The organism is Cytophagales bacterium, from assembly GCA_019456305.1.
GTDB lineage: Bacteria > Bacteroidota > Bacteroidia > Cytophagales > VRUD01 > VRUD01.
Genome location: VRUD01000007.1, coordinates 1 through 12471 on the forward strand (window position 1 = coordinate 1; position 12471 = coordinate 12471).

The following is a 12471-nucleotide window of genomic DNA, read 5'->3' on the forward strand; positions in this document are numbered from 1 at the left end:
TGTGCCTCTACCCCCTGCACGAAAAAGCCGGGAAGCTGATGAAGCGCCTGTTCAGGAGGCAGTTGAGGAGGAAGGTGGAGAGGGAGATGGGAAGTAAAATATGAGTGCTTTGCCGGTTATTCACTCAGGCGGAGCCGTTCCAGGTTTGAGATAAAGAAGTCGGCAGTCGGCAGTCAACAGTCGGTCCCGAGTACTCGGGACTGACTGCCGATTGTGGACTGCCGACTCAAAAGTGCAAAGTATAAGGAAATAGGCAATTACCAAACATAAACATTGAAATTTCGATACGTTGAATTATTATTATGTGCAAATATTTTAAAATTCTTTCGGTTTGAAATTTTTGTCGTTTAAGATTTTTATGTTTTCGCCTGCTTGTGTAAAAACATATAATCCTGCTTCAATGGCTTTTATTTTGGTTGTTTTAGGAATTACAAAACCGGCTATGCAGGCAATTACTTTACATGGGTTAAATTTTGCAAACTCCTTTCTCAACAATGATAAACGGGTATCAATAAAAACATCAATATCGGCGGGGTGAAATTTGTGCCTTACTTCAATTATTGCAATATATTTACCATTTGTCAGCGCAATATCATATTCTACTTTATCGGTTTTCATATACTGCACTACATTTTTAAACCGGATCTTACCGATGACAGGATTTCTCTCAAAACTATGAAAGAAGAAATCTTCCACTGATTCTCCGATGTTTTTAGACAGTCCTCCATACATTTCGCCAAGTTTCTGTAATTTTTTATCTGTTTCTTTAGCCTGTTCTTTGGTTTCCTGAAACTTTTCTGTAAGGATACGGTCGGATTCTTTAATCTGTTCTTTTGTTTCCTGAAACATCAGCCAAACTTTGTCAAAATCGAGTTTTTGTTGTTGAGTTCTCATTTGAAAATATTTTAAAATGGCTTTATATTACAAAGTTAACACAGGCAAATGAAAAGACAAGGAAAAAGTGAAAAATATTTTATGTGAATTGCAATTGTGAAAAAAATGATTACTGTCTACATTACGCATCCCTGACTTTTATAATATAATAAGATATCAAGCAAAACAACAAGCTGTAGCCAATAGTAATAAGAGATGCTATAATCAGCGGTATGGGATACATTTCAACACCTGAAGCCAGTTGCCAGAGACTCTTCCCGGGGAATGGGGTTAGCGTTGAAAAAATATTCGCAGGAAAATAAGGGTCTATTTGATTCGGGACAAAGAACCTTATTATAGCTTCAATAAATAATATATATGTAACATATAGAACGATTCCTAATCCTGTTTTTTTAATGATTACACCAACCAAAAATGCAAAGGAAAGGTAAGAAAATGTTTGGATAAAATAGGTTAGAAGGAAATGCATTTGGTCAGAAATTAAAACGTAGGTTGACTTGGAAAACCAGTCGAGACAGGTGAAACATGCCTTATGAGTATGAGTAAATCCAAAGACCAAACTCACAATTGCCAGAAACAATGTACTCATAGTGCAAAAAATTAATATGAGCAATATTTTAGCAAGTACAAAATCCAGTTTGCTCAACCCGCAGGTGATTTGATATCGGAACGTTTTATAAGAGAATTCAGCAGTAACTAATGAAATAACTATAGGGCCTAACAGTAAAATACTAAAAAAGTGAGCAATATAAGTTATACTGTTCCACACACGCGGGAAGTAATAATATTGCTTAAAATTAATAAAGTTTAAAGCTTCAATCTCTATATTACTCCCTCCATAAAAAAATAAATATGATGAAGTTATATATAAAACTGTAAATATCCAGAAAGTTCTGTTGGAAAGTATTTTATAAAATTCGATTTTGATAAGTGAGATCATAATTTGTTATTGGTTGGGTGGTTAGTTAGTTACCCCGCACATAAATTTATTAATTTGATATAAATTATTTTTTCACTTTATTATAAATTTATGTGCGGGGTTATAGTTGATTAGTTTTTAGTTCTGGTTTTATAGTTTTTTAGTTTCTTGCTCATCGTGCTCCTCCCGAGTACTCGGGAGAGCACGAGTGGCTGCCGTTAAATGAAGTAAACCACCCAACTAAAAAACTATAACAAGTAACAAATTAACCACAACCAAAAACTAATAAACTAAAAACTATATTAAGATGTTATTTCTAAAAACTTGGTTTCTAAACTTTGCTTTTTAACTATTTCACCCATTGCGCCTGAAACCATAATCCTGCCGGTTTTTAATATCCCTACGTGTGTACAAACTTTTTCTATCTCGTCTAAAATATGACTGGCAATGATAATCGTTTTACCTTCGTTGGCAACTTTTATGATCAGGTTCCTTATCTCTGCAATTCCTTGCGGGTCCAATCCGTTGGTAGGTTCATCAAGTACCAGCACTTCAGGGTTCCCGAGCAATATCGAAGCCATAGCCAATCGCTGCTGCATTCCGAAAGAAAATCCTTTGAACTTTGAATTTTTTCTATCAGCAAGACCAACAATTTGTAATACCCTGTCAATATCGCTATAAGGGACACCTTTAATGGTGGCTGTGACCTTTAAATTCTGGTAAGCTGATAAGTATGGATAGAAGTTTGCAGTTTCTAATAGCGCTCCGATCTTCTTTCTGCTATACTTTGAAGGAGGCTTCCCAAACCAGCTATAGGTACCTTGGTTAGCGTTAATGATGTTTAAAATTATCCCAAGCAATGTGGTTTTTCCGCTTCCGTTCGGGCCAAGTATACCATACACATTGCCCTTCTCTACATTAAAGGAAACACCATCCAATGCCCGGATATTCCCATAATTTTTTGAAACATTCTTTATTTCAAGTACTTGTGACAACTTTTTATTGGTTTTGATAAAAGTAGGCAATTGGCAGTTGGCAAGGAAGAGACGCCCAATTTGGGCGTCTCTTCCTTGCCAACTGCCAACTTATCTATTAACAGCAACAAAATTATCGTTCCCGAGTACTCGGGATCAATAATGAATTTTTAAGTGCCTAATTGGGGCGAAAGGTACAATAATGATTGAAGCAAAAAAATATTCTTGGAAAATATTATTACCCAAAAATCTAAATTAAAAAAAATAGCTCAAATCTTAACTGTTTTTTTATAAATTGTTAAAGTTACGGGTTACGGGTTCAGAGGGGTGTAAGGTTCGTTCAGAAGGGTGACTCTTTCTACTGTCAACTGCCACTTCTTATATTTTACCGACCCTTCTCTCATGCCTCCCCCCTTCAAATTCGTTATCCAGAAATACTTCCACCATTTCTTTTGCTTCTTCAATACTAACAAAACGTGCAGGAAGGCATAAGATGTTGGCGTCATTGTGCAGGCGTGCCAGGGCTGTTAGTTCTTTATTCCAGCATAATGCAGCTCTTATTCCTTTATGCTTGTTTGCTGTCATAGCTACACCATTTCCGCTCCCGCATATTGAAATACCATAATTAAATTCTTTGTTTTCAACTGCATTGGCAAGCGGATGGATATGATCTGGATAATCAACCGGGCTTTCATCAACAGGGCCAAAGTCCTTTACTTCATAGCCTTTTTGTGACAGCATCTCTTTTAATTCTTTTATATAAGTAAAGCCTGCATGGTCACCGCCTATTGCTATTTTGATTTTGTCCATAATGTATAATTTATTTCATTTCAGGCATTTCTTTCTTCACTACTAATTTAGATATATAAATACTAACTTCATATAATAAAAACAAAGGCATTGCTATTAAAAGCTGGCTTATCACATCGGGCGGAGTGATTATTGCAGAGACGATCAGCGTGCCGATCAGGGCATGCCTGCGGTATTTTCGCATGGTAGCAGGTGTTACAATCCCTGCTTTTGACAAAAAATAAACCATGATTGGCAGTTGGAACATGATACCGCATGTTAGTACCAGCATGGATACTGTTGTGACGTATGAAGTAATATCAAACTCATTGATGATACTCGGATCAAGCTGATAGTTTGCCAAAAAATTAATGGATAACGGTGATACAACATAATACCCGAACAGAATGCCTGATAAAAATAACAGGCTTACAAAAAATACCGCCCCTCTTGCGATCGTTCTTTCTTTTGTGTAGAGCGCTGGTTTAACAAAGTGCCATATTTCCCAGAAAACGTAGGGAAATGCACATATAAATCCAATTACAATTGATGATGAAATGTGCATGGTAAATTGCCCGGTCATTTTGCGGCTCTGGATCGTAAAAGGCAATTCGGTTATGCACAATACGGAAGAATGAAGTATTTCCGAAATTTTACATAGAAAACGATACGTAATAAAATCCGGCCTTGAAGGGGCAAGAATGATATGATGAAAAACGATATTTTTGGCTAAAAAAACAATGATAGCAAGAGCAAGAATTGCAATAAAAGAACGTAAAATATGCCACCTCAATTCTTCAAGGTGGTCAAGGAATGACATTTCTTTCATATAGAAGTTTTCCTTTTGAAACAATACTGGTAATAAAAGCCTGTGGTACGTTACTCCACTCCTTAACTTCCTTTTCCGTATAGACTAAAATATCTTTAGGTGTAGATATAAGACCCCATAGGTGTTTCCTTATTCTTCTTGCTCTTTTGAAACGGGGTTCATTACTATCTTTCACTACTACTAATAAATCCAGATCACTCCCTTCTTTTGATTTTCCGTAAGCATAGGAACCAAATAGAATAATTTTTTCAGGTTGAATTACTTCAATTATTTTTTCAGTTATAGTTTTAATATATTTTGGGCTAATCATATCTTAAAATTATCAAATTTTTTTCAAAGATAATCAAATATAAAAAATATTGCAAATAATTGAGATAAACCTTTATCTTTTTTGTTAAAAGAACTTTAGAGTGGTGTCAGGTGTTTCCACCTGACACTTTCTGCTTTTTAATTTCAATTAATCCTGGTTCCATTTCTTCTGTGAGTTTTTCAAGGACTAATGGAATTAAAGGTTTATGTGTTGAATACTTGCTATCATAAGCATTCAGCAAAAAGATAGTAATTGGATATTTAGTTAAATTTTGTTGAAATTGTAAATTTTTGTCGGCAGTAATAAATACTCGAAAATCAGCATTTACCATAAGTTTCAAAAGTTCCCCATTACTTTTTCCCAACCAATACATTTCACTAACTGTATAAACTTCATGATCTACAAACTCAAATTTTAACTTTCTATGCAGATTTTCATCTAGTAATATTTTCATTTATATATTTAGGTGACGTAACAAATCTTGCAGCAATATTTAAAACTTCAATTGCTTGTTCTTTTGTAACTGATGGAAATCCATCCAGAAATTCATAGAGACCTTCTTCACCTTCTATATAATCAAATAGACATTGAATTGGAACTCTGGTACCACGAAATACCGGTGTTCCGCCAAGAATTCCGGGGTCAATATTTATTGCATTTTGTTTCATCTGTTAAATTTTTTCAAAGATAATCAAACTTTAAAAATATTTCAAATAACTACTTTTTATTGAAACAATGGAAAATTCCCCATCCATCCATTCACTTCCTTTCTTATAGCTCCAATTTTAGAGTCATCCTCATGATCCCTCAGTACGGTATCTATAAGATCAACAATTTTCAGCATATCATCTTCTTTCAGGCCTCTTGTTGTAATTGCTGAGGTACCAATTCGCATACCGGAAGTAACAAAAGGAGATTGATCATCAAAAGGAACCATGTTTTTATTCACAGTGATATCTGCTTTTATTAAGGCGTTTTCTGCTATTTTTCCAGTAAGATTCTTATTGCGAAGGTCAATAAGCATTAAGTGATTGTCAGTACCTCCGGAAATTACATGGTAGCCTTTTTCTATAAAGGCTTTTGCCATTACGCTGGCATTGTTCTGAACCTGCTCAACGTATTTTTTATATTCATCCGATAATGCTTCATACAGTCCAACAGCTTTTGCCGCGATCACATGCTCAAGCGGGCCGCCTTGTGTACCCGGGAATACAGCCGAATCAAGCAATGATGACATCATACGTATTTTTCCTTTAGGCGTTTTGAGTCCAAAGGGATTTTCAAAATCTTCACCCATCATGATCATACCGCCCCTCGGGCCTCTCAACGTTTTATGGGTGGTGGTGGTTATAAAATGACAATAGGGTAGGGGATCGTTTAAAAGGCCTTTTGCGATGATGCCAGCCGGATGGGCAATATCTGCCATTAACAATGCACCGGTCATGTCAGCAATCTCACGAAAACGTTTATAGTCCCAATCGCGGGCATAAGCAGATGCACCGGTGATGATGAATTTGGGTTTTTCTACTAAAGCGATCTCTTCTACTTTATCGTAATCAATGGTACCGGTCTTTTCACCAACTCCATACGAAATCTGATGATAAAGCTTACCCGAGAAATTTACAGGTGACCCGTGCGTTAAATGACCTCCATGGGAAAGGTCAAGCCCCATAAATTTATCTCCCGGTTTCAGCACAGCCATAAAAACCGCCATGTTTGCCTGCGCCCCGGAATGCGGCTGCACATTTACCCAGGCAGCGCCAAACAGCTCTTTTGTCCTGTCTATTGCTAATTGTTCCGATTCATCCACACATTCACAGCCGCCATAGTACCTTTTTGAGGGAAGGCCTTCGGCATATTTGTTTGTTAATACACTGCCCATTGCTTGCAATACCTGCTCTGAGACAAAATTTTCAGACGCAATAAGTTCAAGGCCGCGAAGCTGGCGCTGTTTTTCTTTAGCGATGATATCAAAAATTTGGGTGTCTTTTTTCATGTTTTTAAATTATACAAATTTAATGATTTTTTTTCTTATTTGTGAAAAAAAGATATATCTTTGTTTTTAGTTATGAAAAAAGGATTTTTTAAAAAAAAATAAAAAAAAGTTTGCAAATTAAATAAAGAGCTTTATACTTGCGGCAGGTTTAGTTTAGTAAGTTCCCTCGCGGATTTTTTTCAACTTCATGATTGATAATTGTTTGCCGTCAGGGATAAAAAAAGGGGCGTAAGCCCCTTTTTGAGTGTTTAAAAGGAAAAGTTATTTTTTTACCAATTTTTTGTTTTTTGTTCTAATTCTTGTTGTGTAATATAATCACCCTTTTCATATTGTTTCCTTGCTTCATCAATCTCTGCTTTGTATTGTTCCGGGGTAAGTGGTTTGCCTTCAGTAGTATGAAGAACGATTCCTTTTTTATCACGTTTAATCATTTGGTAGACCAATTGAATAAAATGGTCGTCTGCTTGACTAATGTACTTGCTGTTAGCGGTAGTTTTTCTGTCGTGACTGTCCGCGAGACTGTCACACGAAAAAACCAAAAATTGTCTGGATGGTTTTATTTTTTCCACTCCTTCTCGAATTGTAGAAGTAAACCGTCTTTGATAAAACCTTGGTCTATTTTTGAAAACATAAATCCTTTATTCCCTGCGTCCTTAATTGATGCACCGAAATGATAAAAGTCTGTCTGGTCGAGAACTACAAATCTGTCGTGAAAAACAGAAGAAGTTTTTACTTCTAAATTTTTATGTTGTTTATTAAATGCTTCAATGAATGTTTTTATTGTCGGTGTTATAGATTTGTTAAGTGTCAGCACGCGACAAAGCACGCTATTATTTTTGCTTGCCAAAAGTTCAAGAATTTTTTCATTGAGATAGTTGTCTATTAAGATTATCTCTTTTGTCGCTTTTGCAATGATGTCATTAAATTTTAACAGTGCGTCAAAATGCTGTCCAGCGAAGTAAACGCCTTCTTCCGATACTTTTATATTTGGTGTTTGTATCGTTTCAACACTATTTAAAAATTTTATAAAATATTGTATGTCGGCAATAAGTGCCCGTGTTGCCCATTTGTGATATGATGCGTCTCCAGCGTGAAACTGCTCATAGTTTTGTGGTGCGAAGTCCTGTAAGTCAGGAAATTCTTTTTTCAATTTGTCTGCCTCTTTTAAAAATTGGTCTCGGAGACTGACGAAAATATCCTCAGGTGGAGTGCTGTGAAGTTCTTGAACGCTTGCTACTCTGTCTTGAAGTGCAATTAATTTTGCTAAAGTTGAATTCATTTCAATTAATTTATGTTTGCTTATATGCTTTGATTGCCCATTTAAAAGTAAAAACCAGCAGACGTAGTGGATAAAAAAGAAGTAAAATAATTATGCTGATAATTTTGACGATTTTAATTAAGTCATCTCTTGAAATTACTTTACTGGAAAAATTATTCCGTTCTTCTTCTAGTTTTTGTTTTATTATTTTAAGTTCTGTTATTTTTGTTTTACTGTTCAATTCAGCTTTGGTGAATGAGTATTGCTGAAATAAATTAACCAAGTCTGCTTTATTTTCAATCTTCAACTCTTCCAAGAGTGGCATAGGCAATAAATAATATAAATTTTCCTTGTTTGTTAATAAGCAATTCCAAGCAGAAAGAATATCGTCATCAGTCTTAAAAAGTTCCTCCAACCCATTCCCTTGAAGACCGGATTTCCGGACCCATTCTTCTATGGTGTAAAAATCTTCTATATCGACTAAATATTTACTCCATTTGTCGTCTGTAGTTATTTCTCGAATGCAGGCAATGTAAGAGACTTTGTCTTTTGGGTTGGGCAGTTTACCATTAATAGATTGTTCATCTTCATATTTTTTTACTGCTTTATAAACCTTAAATTCTTTAGAAAGAAGATAAAGAGTATAATTTGAACCCCGATTTTCGTCCTCCTTTGTTTTTAAAAGAGTGATGAATGATTTTATTTTGGAAAACTTATTATCATAAGTACTTGAAAGATTTGAAATAATATTTTGTTGTGACTGAATATCTTTGTTTTTGTCGGCAATCATTTTTTCAATGATTAATGAATAGCACCAAAGTCCAAGAGTAACTATAAGTATTAGTCCTAACACTCCAAATAGGATTAGAATTTCTCTTGCTAATTTTTTCTTAAATGGTTCTCTCATTGTCCGTTTTTAAAATTACCGTTAACTTCACGAATTTGTGTTATTTCCATAATTACTTGATTTTAATAGTCCCTAATTTAATGCTCAGCCTTTTTTTTGGTTGGGCTTTTTTTGTTTTATAATATGTTTAATAAACTCTTTAGTGATCTTATTAGGATTTATATATTTTAAATCCTTCACTTTTTTAAAATCTCTATCATTATCTGCAATTAACGTTAAATCATATACAATTGCAGTTGCTGCAATAATTGCGTCTGCTAATTTTACTTTGGTTTGTTTACGAATTTTAATGGTTTTTAATATTATTTCTTCTGTGATATTTTTAATTTCAGAGCCTTCAATAAATGTTTCATAAACTTTTAAATCGTTTGGATCATCAGGGTTCCAACTCAATAATTCAATTCTGGAAATAACAGAAATGATACTTTCATCATCTACAATCATATCCATAAATAAATCACCTTTATCAGTAAGGGTTTCATTCAAATACTTTATTACTGCTGAGGTATCTAATAAAAATCTCTCTCCCATTCTTCTCTTAATGATTTTAATTTATCATCTATTTCTTTAGCGCTCATTTTACTTAATTTACCTTTCAATGAAGATAATTTTATCCGTTTTTCCTCAAAAACAGGGATGTTATTTTGATTTTGGATATCATTTTCCCGCATAGATTTTAAAGTCCTTTCAATGACTAAAATCTTTTTTGACATTGGTAATCTTTCAATTTCTTTTATAATTTCATGTGTTTTCATAATTCAAAAATAAGAAAATTATCTAAATTACTTGACTTTTTAACGCTTTTTTCTCAATATCGTTTCATTTTCAAAAGATTTTTTCCCCACAACATCAAATATCCCACACAAACGCCCCCTGATGCCTCACTGAAAAGCAGGGAATATCATAGGCTTTCGCTTCTTTTAGCAACTTTTTACCATAATACCATTTGTTAGAAGAATCGATGATGAGTTTTGTGAAAATAAAATGCTCCTGAAGTTTTCTCAGTGAAATATGTGCATTGTTTTGGAGCACAATAAAGTCAATATCTATTTTGTAGTAAGTGGGGGTCCGGCTCATGTTCGGGCTGCCACTCCCCAAATTGCCAGGAAATTCCATATCCTTATTCAATAATAATATCTTATAACCATTCCAAACAATTAAATCCACAGCCCCCCTAAATCCCCCCAAAGGGGGGACTTTGCCACCCCCTTTGCCTCCTGTGGGGGATAGGGGATGGCCAGTTCTCCCCCCTTTGGGGGGAGTTAGAGGGGGGCTGGTGGGGCTTGGCGTAATATTCGTTTTTCTGATCCCTTTATTCCACCAATGATGAAAAATATGAAATCTTAACTTTGATTTATCATTTAATAAAATTGAATCACAGATCAGCTCATTTTCAAAACCATCAATAAAGTCAATTGCCGAATGATCATGAATATTATAGACAACAAAACGTTTTTGATTTTTTTGAATACTTAACTCAATGATCTGAAAAATGCTGAACAAAAATAAGAGTGAAAATAATACTACCTGGAATTGAATTTTTTTAAAATAGATAAAAATTAAAAAAATTATAACGATCGCATAGATCAGCCATGATTCAAAAACCGAAATATCAATGCCCTTTATAAGCGCAAATGGAAGTTTCTCTATGGTAAATATGAACTGGTTTAACAACCATATCAGCTTTTCAAGCAAAAAGCCAAAGCCCTTAGCCAGCAAAGGAATAAATGAAGCGCCAATCGTTGTAAATCCTAAACATAAGATCAATAAAGCAGAAGGAATAACGACCAGGTTTGAGAAAAGAAAACAGGTAGGAAATTGATGAAAATACAATAAAGCAATAGGAAAGGTAGCAACCTGGGCTGCAATGGAAACACAGGTAATTGCCCAGATCTGATCGCCAACCCAATTGTATATTTCAACGAGGCCGTATAGCTTTGGCTGTAAATATACAATCCCAAAAACAGCCATATAGGAAAGCTGGAATCCAACTTCCATGATTAAATAAGGATTAAAGCATAGCAGGCAAAAAGCCGAGACCGCGAGTATATTATAGATATTGGTTTGCCTGCCAAAAGCCCTCGCAACAATAATGAACGAAAACATTGTAACTGCTCTCAACACCGAAGGTGAGAGTGCTGTAACAAAAGCATAAAACCACAATACAACCAATAGAATAAAAGCCAGTATTATTTCTCCATACTTGATCTTTCTAAGTCTTCCGAGGATAAGCATTAAAAATTGAAAAACGATGCCAACGTGCAGTCCTGATACGGCTAGAACGTGCATAGCTCCGGCATTGGAATATGCTTCTTTTATTTCATTATCAAGACTGCTTCTTATTCCCAGAATTAAAGCTGAGGCAATTTTATATTCCCTTGATGAATGGATGTATTTACGGAGTATTTTATCGCAGTAGTTCCTTACCGCTGTGGCCTTTTCTTTTATAACATTAATGGGTTGATAACCACAGACCAGGTAATTTCCGTTCCTTACAAAATGTTGATGGTAAATGTTGTGGAATCTTAAATATCTTTTGTAATCAAATTCATTAGGGTTTGAAGGTGGAGTGATAAGGTTGGGTGAACCTTTTATGATTAACCTGTCGCCATATTTCAGCATTTTGGTAGTCGAATCCTTAGCAAAATATATGAGAATGCGGCCGGAAGCTGTTCCCCACCCATTTTCATTTTTAATTTCAGAAATTAAAAGCTCTGCTTTATAGCTTTTAGCTTTTTCAGTTAATTCTGAAACAATGAGTCCTTTATAATAATAGATTTCTCCATTGAAATTTAGAATATGATTAGCATCATTAGAATTTGTTTTTTGTTTTGTTAACAGGATGCCAAATAAGAAAACCGAAATTAAGGCAATGATTCCAAATACCGGCTTAAAATATACAATACGTTCTTTAGGAATAGTGAAATAGAGGAGGGCATAAGCTGAGATAAAACAAGCGAATAGCTCAAAATAGTGATCAAACTCAAGACCGGTGTAGATATAAAAAAGGATGCCGGCTATGAAGAAAACGGTGATTCTGAGGAATGAATAAGGCGTCCATTTGATCATCTATAAAAAAGTCTTCTAATAAAAAAAATTTCAATACTGGTAACTACCTATTGTTTTTTTTCAAACTCATCTTATAATGCATAATAGCACATTCATCAAACATTTTACCACTTTTCATAAATCCAAACTTTAAGTAGAGCGGTAAGGCATCAAGCTGTGAATGCAGATAAACCTGTTTATTTTTATTATTTTTATCTGAATGAATATCATTCAAAACCGCTTTAACTAATTTTGAACCAATTCCATTTCCTCTGTATTGCGATAAAACTGCAAATCTTTCCATCTTAATACCTTCGTCTGTATAGCGCCAACGTGCAGTGCCGCAGGGAATCTTATCAATAGTGGCTAAAAAATGATGGGAAGAATCTTCAAATTCGTCCAGTTCTTCATCGGAGGGTACAAGCTGTTCTTCCACGAAAACTTCTTTTCTGATAATGAATGCAGTTTCCATATCTTCCTTTTTGTATATTTTGAAAACATTGATGGACTTCATTTTAGGCGCTTATAAATTTATTTTGCAAAAACT

The 12471-nt window shown here is 34.7% G+C and carries 15 protein-coding genes; all 15 read right to left on the bottom strand.

Going from position 1 to position 12471, the window contains the following annotated elements; genetic code table 11:
• Positions 1-315: 315 nt before the first annotated feature.
• The 15 genes from FVQ77_02390 to FVQ77_02460 all read right to left on the bottom strand — a co-directional run bounded on the left by FVQ77_02390 (position 316) and on the right by FVQ77_02460 (position 12438).
• Complete coding sequence (locus FVQ77_02390) at positions 316-894, bottom strand: hypothetical protein (GenBank protein ID MBW8049190.1); 579 nt, start codon at positions 892-894, stop codon at positions 316-318.
• A 121-nt stretch (positions 895-1015) separates the two neighbouring features.
• Positions 1016-1834, bottom strand: a complete 819-nt coding sequence (locus FVQ77_02395; GenBank protein MBW8049191.1) for a hypothetical protein — start codon at positions 1832-1834, stop codon at positions 1016-1018.
• A gap of 281 nt (positions 1835-2115) precedes the next feature.
• Positions 2116-2868, bottom strand: a complete 753-nt coding sequence (locus FVQ77_02400) for an ATP-binding cassette domain-containing protein (GenBank protein MBW8049192.1) — start codon at positions 2866-2868, stop codon at positions 2116-2118.
• A 297-nt stretch (positions 2869-3165) separates the two neighbouring features.
• Positions 3166-3597 carry a ribose 5-phosphate isomerase B gene (gene rpiB / locus FVQ77_02405; protein MBW8049193.1) on the bottom strand — a complete coding sequence of 144 codons (432 nt, stop codon included), beginning with the start codon at positions 3595-3597 and terminating at the stop codon, positions 3166-3168.
• A 10-nt stretch (positions 3598-3607) separates the two neighbouring features.
• On the bottom strand, positions 3608-4396 hold the full coding sequence (tatC, locus tag FVQ77_02410) for a twin-arginine translocase subunit TatC (GenBank protein ID MBW8049194.1): 789 nt from the start codon (positions 4394-4396) through the stop codon (positions 3608-3610).
• Complete coding sequence (locus FVQ77_02415) at positions 4383-4715, bottom strand: nucleotidyltransferase domain-containing protein (protein ID MBW8049195.1); 333 nt, start codon at positions 4713-4715, stop codon at positions 4383-4385. The genes tatC and FVQ77_02415 overlap by 14 nt, the downstream gene beginning before the upstream one ends.
• A gap of 106 nt (positions 4716-4821) precedes the next feature.
• Positions 4822-5169 carry a hypothetical protein gene (locus FVQ77_02420; protein ID MBW8049196.1) on the bottom strand — a complete coding sequence of 116 codons (348 nt, stop codon included), beginning with the start codon at positions 5167-5169 and terminating at the stop codon, positions 4822-4824.
• The gene (locus FVQ77_02425; GenBank protein MBW8049197.1) at positions 5150-5383 is read right to left on the bottom strand and encodes a DUF433 domain-containing protein; all 234 of its coding nucleotides are present in this window, start codon (positions 5381-5383) and stop codon (positions 5150-5152) included. Before FVQ77_02425 ends, FVQ77_02420 begins: the two co-directional genes overlap by 20 nt.
• Positions 5384-5439: 56 nt before the next feature.
• Positions 5440-6711: a serine hydroxymethyltransferase gene (locus tag FVQ77_02430; GenBank protein MBW8049198.1), complete on the bottom strand. Its 1272-nt coding sequence runs from the start codon at positions 6709-6711 to the stop codon at positions 5440-5442.
• A gap of 556 nt (positions 6712-7267) precedes the next feature.
• On the bottom strand, positions 7268-7990 hold the full coding sequence (locus FVQ77_02435; GenBank protein MBW8049199.1) for a hypothetical protein: 723 nt from the start codon (positions 7988-7990) through the stop codon (positions 7268-7270).
• A gap of 10 nt (positions 7991-8000) precedes the next feature.
• On the bottom strand, positions 8001-8876 hold the full coding sequence (locus FVQ77_02440; GenBank protein ID MBW8049200.1) for a hypothetical protein: 876 nt from the start codon (positions 8874-8876) through the stop codon (positions 8001-8003).
• A gap of 84 nt (positions 8877-8960) precedes the next feature.
• Entirely contained in the window at positions 8961-9407 is a 447-nt protein-coding gene (locus FVQ77_02445; protein MBW8049201.1) for a type II toxin-antitoxin system VapC family toxin, read from the bottom strand.
• Positions 9386-9631, bottom strand: coding sequence for a hypothetical protein (locus tag FVQ77_02450; GenBank protein ID MBW8049202.1), 246 nt, complete (start codon positions 9629-9631; stop codon positions 9386-9388). The genes FVQ77_02445 and FVQ77_02450 overlap by 22 nt, the downstream gene beginning before the upstream one ends.
• Positions 9632-9725: 94 nt before the next feature.
• Complete coding sequence (locus tag FVQ77_02455) at positions 9726-11945, bottom strand: ComEC family competence protein (GenBank protein ID MBW8049203.1); 2220 nt, start codon at positions 11943-11945, stop codon at positions 9726-9728.
• Positions 11946-11988: 43 nt separating this feature from the next.
• Complete coding sequence (locus FVQ77_02460) at positions 11989-12438, bottom strand: GNAT family N-acetyltransferase (GenBank protein ID MBW8049204.1); 450 nt, start codon at positions 12436-12438, stop codon at positions 11989-11991.
• Between the last annotated feature and the right edge of the window lie 33 nt (positions 12439-12471).

Bases quoted from the DNA above. Each gene is read 5' to 3' on its own strand.
- FVQ77_02390 (MBW8049190.1), bottom strand. From the start codon at position 894: ATGAGAACTCAACAACAAAAACTCGATTTTGACAAAGTTTGGCTGATG.
- FVQ77_02395 (MBW8049191.1), bottom strand. From the start codon at position 1,834: ATGATCTCACTTATCAAAATCGAATTTTATAAAATACTTTCCAACAGA.
- rpiB (MBW8049193.1), bottom strand. From the start codon at position 3,597: ATGGACAAAATCAAAATAGCAATAGGCGGTGACCATGCAGGCTTTACT.
- tatC (MBW8049194.1), bottom strand. From the start codon at position 4,396: ATGTCATTCCTTGACCACCTTGAAGAATTGAGGTGGCATATTTTACGT.
- FVQ77_02415 (MBW8049195.1), bottom strand. From the start codon at position 4,715: ATGATTAGCCCAAAATATATTAAAACTATAACTGAAAAAATAATTGAA.
- FVQ77_02420 (MBW8049196.1), bottom strand. From the start codon at position 5,169: ATGAAAATATTACTAGATGAAAATCTGCATAGAAAGTTAAAATTTGAG.
- FVQ77_02425 (MBW8049197.1), bottom strand. From the start codon at position 5,383: ATGAAACAAAATGCAATAAATATTGACCCCGGAATTCTTGGCGGAACA.
- FVQ77_02430 (MBW8049198.1), bottom strand. From the start codon at position 6,711: ATGAAAAAAGACACCCAAATTTTTGATATCATCGCTAAAGAAAAACAG.
- FVQ77_02435 (MBW8049199.1), bottom strand. From the start codon at position 7,990: ATGAATTCAACTTTAGCAAAATTAATTGCACTTCAAGACAGAGTAGCA.
- FVQ77_02440 (MBW8049200.1), bottom strand. From the start codon at position 8,876: ATGAGAGAACCATTTAAGAAAAAATTAGCAAGAGAAATTCTAATCCTA.
- FVQ77_02445 (MBW8049201.1), bottom strand. From the start codon at position 9,407: ATGGGAGAGAGATTTTTATTAGATACCTCAGCAGTAATAAAGTATTTG.
- FVQ77_02450 (MBW8049202.1), bottom strand. From the start codon at position 9,631: ATGAAAACACATGAAATTATAAAAGAAATTGAAAGATTACCAATGTCA.
- FVQ77_02455 (MBW8049203.1), bottom strand. From the start codon at position 11,945: ATGATCAAATGGACGCCTTATTCATTCCTCAGAATCACCGTTTTCTTC.
- FVQ77_02460 (MBW8049204.1), bottom strand. From the start codon at position 12,438: ATGAAGTCCATCAATGTTTTCAAAATATACAAAAAGGAAGATATGGAA.